The 6,509-nt window shown below is 63.5% G+C and carries 7 protein-coding genes; all 7 read left to right on the top strand.

Annotation, left to right across the window (positions count from 1 at the left end; genetic code table 11):
- The first annotated feature begins 480 nt into the window (after positions 1-480).
- The 7 genes from JQ611_RS39985 to JQ611_RS39955 all read left to right on the top strand — a co-directional run bounded on the left by JQ611_RS39985 (position 481) and on the right by JQ611_RS39955 (position 6,478).
- Entirely contained in the window at positions 481-1,629 is a 1,149-nt protein-coding gene (locus JQ611_RS39985) for a thiolase domain-containing protein (RefSeq protein ID WP_212266124.1), read from the top strand.
- Positions 1,629-2,018, top strand: coding sequence for a Zn-ribbon domain-containing OB-fold protein (locus JQ611_RS39980; RefSeq protein ID WP_212266125.1), 390 nt, complete (start codon positions 1,629-1,631; stop codon positions 2,016-2,018). Before JQ611_RS39985 ends, JQ611_RS39980 begins: the two co-directional genes overlap by 1 nt.
- A gap of 201 nt (positions 2,019-2,219) precedes the next feature.
- Entirely contained in the window at positions 2,220-3,080 is an 861-nt protein-coding gene (locus tag JQ611_RS39975; RefSeq protein ID WP_212387983.1) for a MaoC/PaaZ C-terminal domain-containing protein, read from the top strand.
- A 184-nt stretch (positions 3,081-3,264) separates the two neighbouring features.
- A complete protein-coding gene (locus tag JQ611_RS39970) occupies positions 3,265-4,143 on the top strand; it encodes an SDR family oxidoreductase (RefSeq protein ID WP_212266127.1) in 879 nt (292 codons plus the stop codon).
- Positions 4,144-4,171: 28 nt separating this feature from the next.
- Positions 4,172-4,624 carry a GNAT family N-acetyltransferase gene (locus JQ611_RS39965; RefSeq protein ID WP_212468669.1) on the top strand — a complete coding sequence of 151 codons (453 nt, stop codon included), beginning with the start codon at positions 4,172-4,174 and terminating at the stop codon, positions 4,622-4,624.
- A gap of 71 nt (positions 4,625-4,695) precedes the next feature.
- Entirely contained in the window at positions 4,696-5,649 is a 954-nt protein-coding gene (locus JQ611_RS39960) for a dihydrodipicolinate synthase family protein (RefSeq protein WP_212468668.1), read from the top strand.
- Between the two features lie 4 nt (positions 5,650-5,653).
- Positions 5,654-6,478, top strand: a complete 825-nt coding sequence (locus JQ611_RS39955; RefSeq protein ID WP_212266130.1) for an NUDIX hydrolase — start codon at positions 5,654-5,656, stop codon at positions 6,476-6,478.
- The last annotated feature ends 31 nt before the right edge of the window (positions 6,479-6,509 follow it).

Genomic DNA, 6,509 nt, shown 5'->3' with positions numbered 1-6,509 from the left:
TGTTCTCCGCTGCCCTGTATGCTCGTGTGCAGCCTACTTAGCACAATTCGCACACGAGACCGCGGGTGCAGCGCGCATCCGGCATTCCCTGCGCCCTCTGTTTTGAAGGGCGAAACGATTTGTAAAACTTCGAGCGATCAGCGCCGCGAGAATGCGAAACTGTATCCACGTCGTCCCGGCGAAGGCCGGGACCCATAACCACAGGGAATAGTTTTGCGGAAGGTCTCTGCTCCCGAGCCTCTATTGAATGATCACGCGGTATGGGTCCCGGCCCCCGTGCGCAAATGCGCACTAGGCCGGGACGACGATCTGGATACTTCGACAGCGTCGCCATCCCGACCTGATACGATGTTCGCCCATAATCATCCCGACTTGAGTCCAGTCGCTACGTCTCGCCTGACGGAATATTTCCTCGCTTGCCAAGGCCCTCCCGACAGGCCAGAAAAACCTTGGAAATAAGAAACGCCAGCGGAGAATGATTTGACCATCAAGGGCAAAGCCTACATTGCCGGGATCTACGAACATCCCACCCGGCACGCACCCGATAAATCCACCGCGCAGTTGCACGCCGAGGTCGCCAAGGGCGCGATCGAGGACGCAGGGCTGACCAAGGCCGATATCGACGGCTATTTCTGCGCCGGCGATGCCCCCGGCGGCCTCTGGCCGATGGTCGATTACCTCGGCCTCAAAGTCCGTCACATGGATTCCACCGATACCGGTGGCTGTTCCTATCTGATCCATCTCGGCCACGCCGCCGAGGCGATCGCCGCCGGCAAATGCTCGATCGCGCTGATCACGCTCGCCGGCAAGCCGCGCACCGGCCCGATGCCGCCGCGCGCCGCCGGCGCCGAGGCCGATTTCGAGGCCGCCTACGGCGCGACCACCCACAATGCCTACGGCATGTGTGCCATGCGCCATATGCACGACTACGGCACGACAAGCGAACAGCTCGCCTGGATCAAGGTCGCGGCCTCGCATCACGCCCAGTACAACCCGCACGCGATGCTCAAGGAAGTCGTCACCGTCGAGGACGTCTTGAACTCGCCGATGATCTCCGATCCGCTGCATCGGATGGATTGCTGCGTCGTCACCGATGGCGGCGGCGCGCTGATCGTCACCACGCCGGAAATCGCCAAGAGCCTGAAGAAGCCGCTGGTGCGCCTGATCGGACACGGCGAGGCGATGAAGGGCCCGCGCGGCGGCAAGGATCTCGATCTCACTTATTCTGCCGGCGTCTGGTCCGGCCCGCGCGCCTTCGAGGAAGCGGGCGTCACGCCGAAGGATATCAAATACGCATCGATCTATGACAGCTTCACCATCACGGTCTTGATGCAGCTCGAGGATCTCGGCTTCTGCAAGAAGGGCGAGGGCGGCAAGTTCGTCGCCGACGGCAATCTGATTTCCGGCGTCGGCAAACTGCCGTTCAACACCGATGGCGGCGGCCTCTGCAGCAACCATCCTGTGAATCGCGGTGGCATGACAAAAATCATCGAAGCGGTGCGCCAGCTGCGCGGCGAAGCGCATCCCAAGGTGCAGGTGCAAAACTGCGATCTCGCGGTGGCCCATGGCACCGGCGGACTTCTCGGCGTGCGCCATGCCGCCTCAACCTGCATTCTGGAGCGTGCGTGATGGCCGAAGCAAAGAAACTCCCCGTGCCGCAAGGCAATCCCGAAACCGCGCCGTTCTGGGAAGCCGCCAAGCAGGGCAAGTTCATGATCAAGCGCTGCACCGCCTGCGGCGAGCCGCATTTCTTCCCGCGCTCGATCTGCCCGTTCTGCTTCTCCGACAAGACCGAATGGGAGGAGAGCTCCGGCGAGGCGACGATCTACACCTTCAGCCTGATGCGCAAATCCCCCACCGGGCCTTACGCGATCGCCTATGTCACGCTGAAGGAAGGCCCGTCGCTGCAGACCAACATCGTCGACTGCGATATGGACAAGCTCAAGATCGGCCAGAAGGTCAAAGTGGTGTTCAAGCCGACCGACGGCGCCCCGCTGCCGTTCTTCACGCCCGCGTAAATTCTTCCCTTCTCCCCTTGTGGGAGAAGGTGGCGCGAAGCGCCGGATGAGGGGTTCTATCGGCGGGCATATGTGCCTGGTGAAGCAACCCCTCACCCAAGTGAGTTTGTAACGAGCGCCGGTGCTGCCCTCTCCCACAAGGGGAGAGGGCGCATTAACGGGCGCCGGTGAAAAGAAAGAATTCGGGAAGGACGCGCGAAGATGCCGATCAAGTATGAAGAGCTGATGGCCCTGAAAAATCTCGGCCAGAAATATGCCTATACCGACCGCGAGGTGATGCTCTACGCCTATGGGATCGGGATGGGCGCCGATCCGATGGACGAGAAGGAGCTGGCCTTCGTCAACGAGGGCACGCTGACGCCGCGTCCGCTCAAAGTGGTACCGACGTTCGCCTCGGTGGCGGCCTGGGGGGCGGGTCCCGGCGAGATGAATCTCAATCGCGTGATGGTGGTCGACGGCGAGCGCGACATCACCTTCCACAAGCCGCTGCCCGGCGCGGCGCATATCACGGCCGACTCGACCGTGCTCGACGTGTTCGACAAGGGCAAGGACAAGGGCGCGGTGATCCGCCACCAGACCGTGCTCAGGGACGAGAAGGGCGAGAAGCTTGCGACCCTGGTCGCCTCGCGTTTCGCGCGCGGCGATGGCGGGTTTGGCGGACCGTCTGAAGGCCAGCCCGAGCCGCACAAGGTGCCGAGCCGCGCGCCCGACAAGATCGTCGATATTTCCACGCGCCCGGATCAGGCGCTGGTCTACCGCCTCTGCGGCGATCGCAACCCGCTGCACAGCGATCCCGAATTCGCCAGGAAGGCCGGTTTCCCAAAACCGATCCTGCACGGCATGTGCACCTACGGCATCACCTGCCGCGGCGTGCTGCAGACCTATGCCGATTATGACTCGTCCGCCTTCCGGCAGCACGCGGCGCGATTCTCCTCGCCGGTCTATCCCGGCGAGACCGTGACGATGGAATTGTGGAAGGACGGCAACGTCGTTTCGTTCGAAGCCAAGGTGAAAGCGCGGAACGTCACCGTCATCAAGAGCGGCAAGACGGTGCTGGGTTAAAGCGACGAATGCGGTGCGCTCCCTCGCCCCGCTCTTGCGGGGAGAGGGTTGGGGTGAGGGGCTCTCTCCACGAACTGTGACGGTGGTGAGACCTGTACCCCCTCACCCGAAAGCTTCGCTTTCGACCTCTCCCCGCAAGCGGGGGCGAGGTTAAGAAAACAAGAGCGATAAAAGGAGAACCACCATGGGATTACTCGACGGCAAGGTCGCGCTCATCACCGGTGCGGGCGGCGGGCTGGGTGAGGCCTACGCCAAATTGTTCGCGCGCGAAGGGGCGGCGGTCGTGGTCAACGATCTCGGCGGTCCCCGCGACGGCTCCGGCGGCGACCAGTCCATGGCGCAGAAGGTGGTCGAGGCGATCAAGGCCGAGGGCGGCCGCGCGGTCGCCAACGGAGCCGACATCTCGACCATGGCCGGTGGTCAGTCGGTGTTCGACGACGCCATCAAGAATTTCGGCCGCGCCGACATCCTGGTGAACAACGCCGGCATTCTGCTCGACGAGACTTTCGCCAAGGCCAACGAGGCCAACTGGGACAAGGTGCTGAGGGTGCACCTCAAAGGCACCTTCTGCTGCACCCAGCCGGTGTTCAAATGGATGCGCGAGAACGGCGGCGGCGTCATCGTCAACACGTCCTCGACCTCGGGCCTGATCGGCAATTTCGGCCAGACCAATTACGGCGCCGCCAAGGGCGGTATCTGGGGACTGTCGAACGTGCTGGCGATCGAGGGCCGCAAATACAACATCCGGATCTGGACGCTCGCTCCGGGTGCGCTAACCCGCATGACCGCGGACCTGCCGCGCTACATCGAGAACCCAAAGGCGGCCCTTGGGCCCGACGGCATCGCGCCGGCCGTGCTATACATGGTCAGCGATCTGTCGGGCGACCAGACCGGCAAGACGCTCGGCGTTTCCGGTCCCCGCGGCGTCCGCGAGATGCGGATGATGGAGATGGAAGGCTGGAAGCCGCCCGGCGAGGCCTGGAAGGCGCAGGACATCGTCGAGCACGCCAAGGAGATCTTCTTCTCCGAGGAACAGATCAAGATGGGCGCGCGGCGCTTCTGACGCCCGTCTCATCCCTGAAGGAGGCGCTATGCTGGCACTGCGGCCCGCTCGTCCCGATGAAGCGCCGGCACTTACTGAATTGTGCCTGCGCTCGAAGGCCGTCTGGGGCTATGACGCGGCCTTCATGCAGGCTTGCCGAAGGGAGCTGACGATGACGCCTGCGGCCATCATGTCGTCCCGCGTGCAGGTCGCTGAAGTCGATGGCCGTCTCGCCGGCGTTGCCGAGGTGAAATCCGAAGGCGATGTCGCGCAGCTCGAAAGGCTGTTTGTCGAACCGGGCATGCTGCGGTCAGGTACCGGCCGACAGCTGCTCGATTGGGCCAAGGCGACGGCGCGCGCCGCCGGCGCGACGACAATGCTGATCGAGGCCGATCCGGACGCTGCCCCGTTCTACCGCCGCATGGGGGCGGTCGACGATGGCGTTGTTCCATCCGGCTCGATCCCCGGAAGGTTCATTCCCAGGCTCAATCTCTCGCTTTGAGGCGCCAGTCAGTCGGTGGTATCACTAGTTCAGGGATTTCGTCCTCTCACCCCCATTTACGGAAATTGACCATGAAGCTCACCGCCCAGGCCGCAGGCACTTTTGCGATTGCGCCGACCCCGTTTCACGATGACGGCCGCATCGACGAGAAATCGATCGACCGGCTGACCGATTTCTATGCCGAAGTCGGCTGCGACGGCGTCACCGTGCTCGGCATTTTGGGCGAGGCGCCGAAGCTGGACGCGGCGGAAGCCGAGCAGGTGGCGATCCGCTTCGTCAAGCGCGCCAAGAACATGCAGATCATCGTCGGCGTCTCGGCGCCGGGCTTTGCCACCATGCGCTCGCTGGCGAAGGCATCGATGGATGCGGGCGCTGCCGGCGTGATGATCGCGCCGCCGCCGCACTTACGCACCGACGACCAGATCACGGGCTATTTCAAGCAGGCGCAGGAAGCCATCGGCGACGACATTCCCTGGGTGCTGCAGGATTATCCGCTGACGCTCAACGTCGTGTTCACGCCGGCGGTGATCCGCAAGATCGTGATGGATAGCCCGTCCTGCGTGATGCTCAAGCACGAGGACTGGCCGGGGCTGGAGAAGATTTCGACGCTGCGCGGTTTCCAGAAGGACGGCTCGCTGAAGCCGATGTCCATTCTCGTCGGCAATGGCGGCATGTTCCTCGATTTCGAGATGGAGCGCGGCGCCGATGGCGCGATGACCGGCTACGCTTTCCCGGAATTGCTGATCGATGTCGTCAAACTGCAAAAGGCGGGCAAGCGCGACGCCGCGCACGATCTGTTCGATGCGCATCTGCCGCTGATCCGTTACGAGCAGCAGCCGGGCGCCGGTCTCGCGGTGCGCAAATATGTGCTGCAGAAGCGCGGCGTGATTGCCTCCAGCGCGCAGCGCAAGCCGGGAGCGACCATCACCGCGACGGCAAAGGCCGAAGTCGAATATCTGCTGTCGCGGGTGGCGCGGGTCGATCGCCGCGCCAATCTGCAACCGCAATCCAGTGCGGCGGGTTGATCCGATGACCGAACCCGCCAAAGCACCGCGCCCTGCGTCCACAATCCTGTTGCTGCGCGACGCCACGGCGCAGAAGGGCGACGGCAAGAGCCGCGCCGAAATCGAGGTCTTCATGATGGTTCGCCATTATGAGATCGACTTCAATTCCGGCGCGCTGGTGTTTCCCGGCGGCAGCGTCGACAAGGGCGACCAGGAGATCATCGCGGCGCCTGAACTATATTCGGGCGGCGAGGGGCTCGACGAGGCCACGCTCAGCTTCCGCATCGCGGCGATCCGCGAGACCTTTGAGGAGAGCGGCATCCTGCTGGCGCGGCCGAAGGGATCGAAGACGCTGGTCGACGCCGTCAGGGCCAGCGAGATCGAGACCGCACATCGCGCCGATCTCTGCGACAGCAAGATCAGCTTCCTGAAAGTTCTGACCGACAACGGCATGGTGCTGGCGCTCGATGAACTCGTGCCCTATGCGCACTGGATCACGCCCGAAGGCATGCCGAAGCGTTTTGATACCTGGTTTTTCCTCGCCGCCGCGCCACCCGAACAGGTCGGCGCCCATGACGGCAAGGAATCCACCGATTCAATCTGGGTGTCGCCGCGCGAGGCGCTGGAAGGCGGCGAGACCGGCCGCTTCAAGCTGCCGTTTCCGACCACGCGCAACCTGATCAAGCTCGGCAAGCAGGACAGCGTGCAGGCCGCGCTCGAGGATTCCAGAGGCAAGTCCGTCGTCACGGTGACGCCGATCATGACCAGGAACAATGGTGGCCGTCAGCTGCGTATCCCGCTCGAGGCCGGCTATGACGGCGACGTGTTCGAGGTCGGCTCGGTCGGTTGAGGCACGCATGCACACTTCGGTGATGAACGAA

Source organism: Bradyrhizobium sp. AUGA SZCCT0182, assembly GCF_018130185.1.
Lineage (GTDB): Bacteria > Pseudomonadota > Alphaproteobacteria > Rhizobiales > Xanthobacteraceae > Bradyrhizobium.
This window is presented reverse-complemented; position numbering and strand designations above follow the sequence as displayed.

Excerpts from the sequence above, each read along its gene's own strand:
- JQ611_RS39955 (WP_212266130.1), top strand. The coding sequence starts at position 5,654 with ATGACCGAACCCGCCAAAGCACCGCGCCCTGCGTCCACAATCCTGTTG.
- JQ611_RS39965 (WP_212468669.1), top strand. The coding sequence starts at position 4,172 with ATGCTGGCACTGCGGCCCGCTCGTCCCGATGAAGCGCCGGCACTTACT.
- JQ611_RS39980 (WP_212266125.1), top strand. The coding sequence starts at position 1,629 with ATGGCCGAAGCAAAGAAACTCCCCGTGCCGCAAGGCAATCCCGAAACC.
- JQ611_RS39960 (WP_212468668.1), top strand. The coding sequence starts at position 4,696 with ATGAAGCTCACCGCCCAGGCCGCAGGCACTTTTGCGATTGCGCCGACC.
- JQ611_RS39975 (WP_212387983.1), top strand. The coding sequence starts at position 2,220 with ATGCCGATCAAGTATGAAGAGCTGATGGCCCTGAAAAATCTCGGCCAG.
- JQ611_RS39970 (WP_212266127.1), top strand. The coding sequence starts at position 3,265 with ATGGGATTACTCGACGGCAAGGTCGCGCTCATCACCGGTGCGGGCGGC.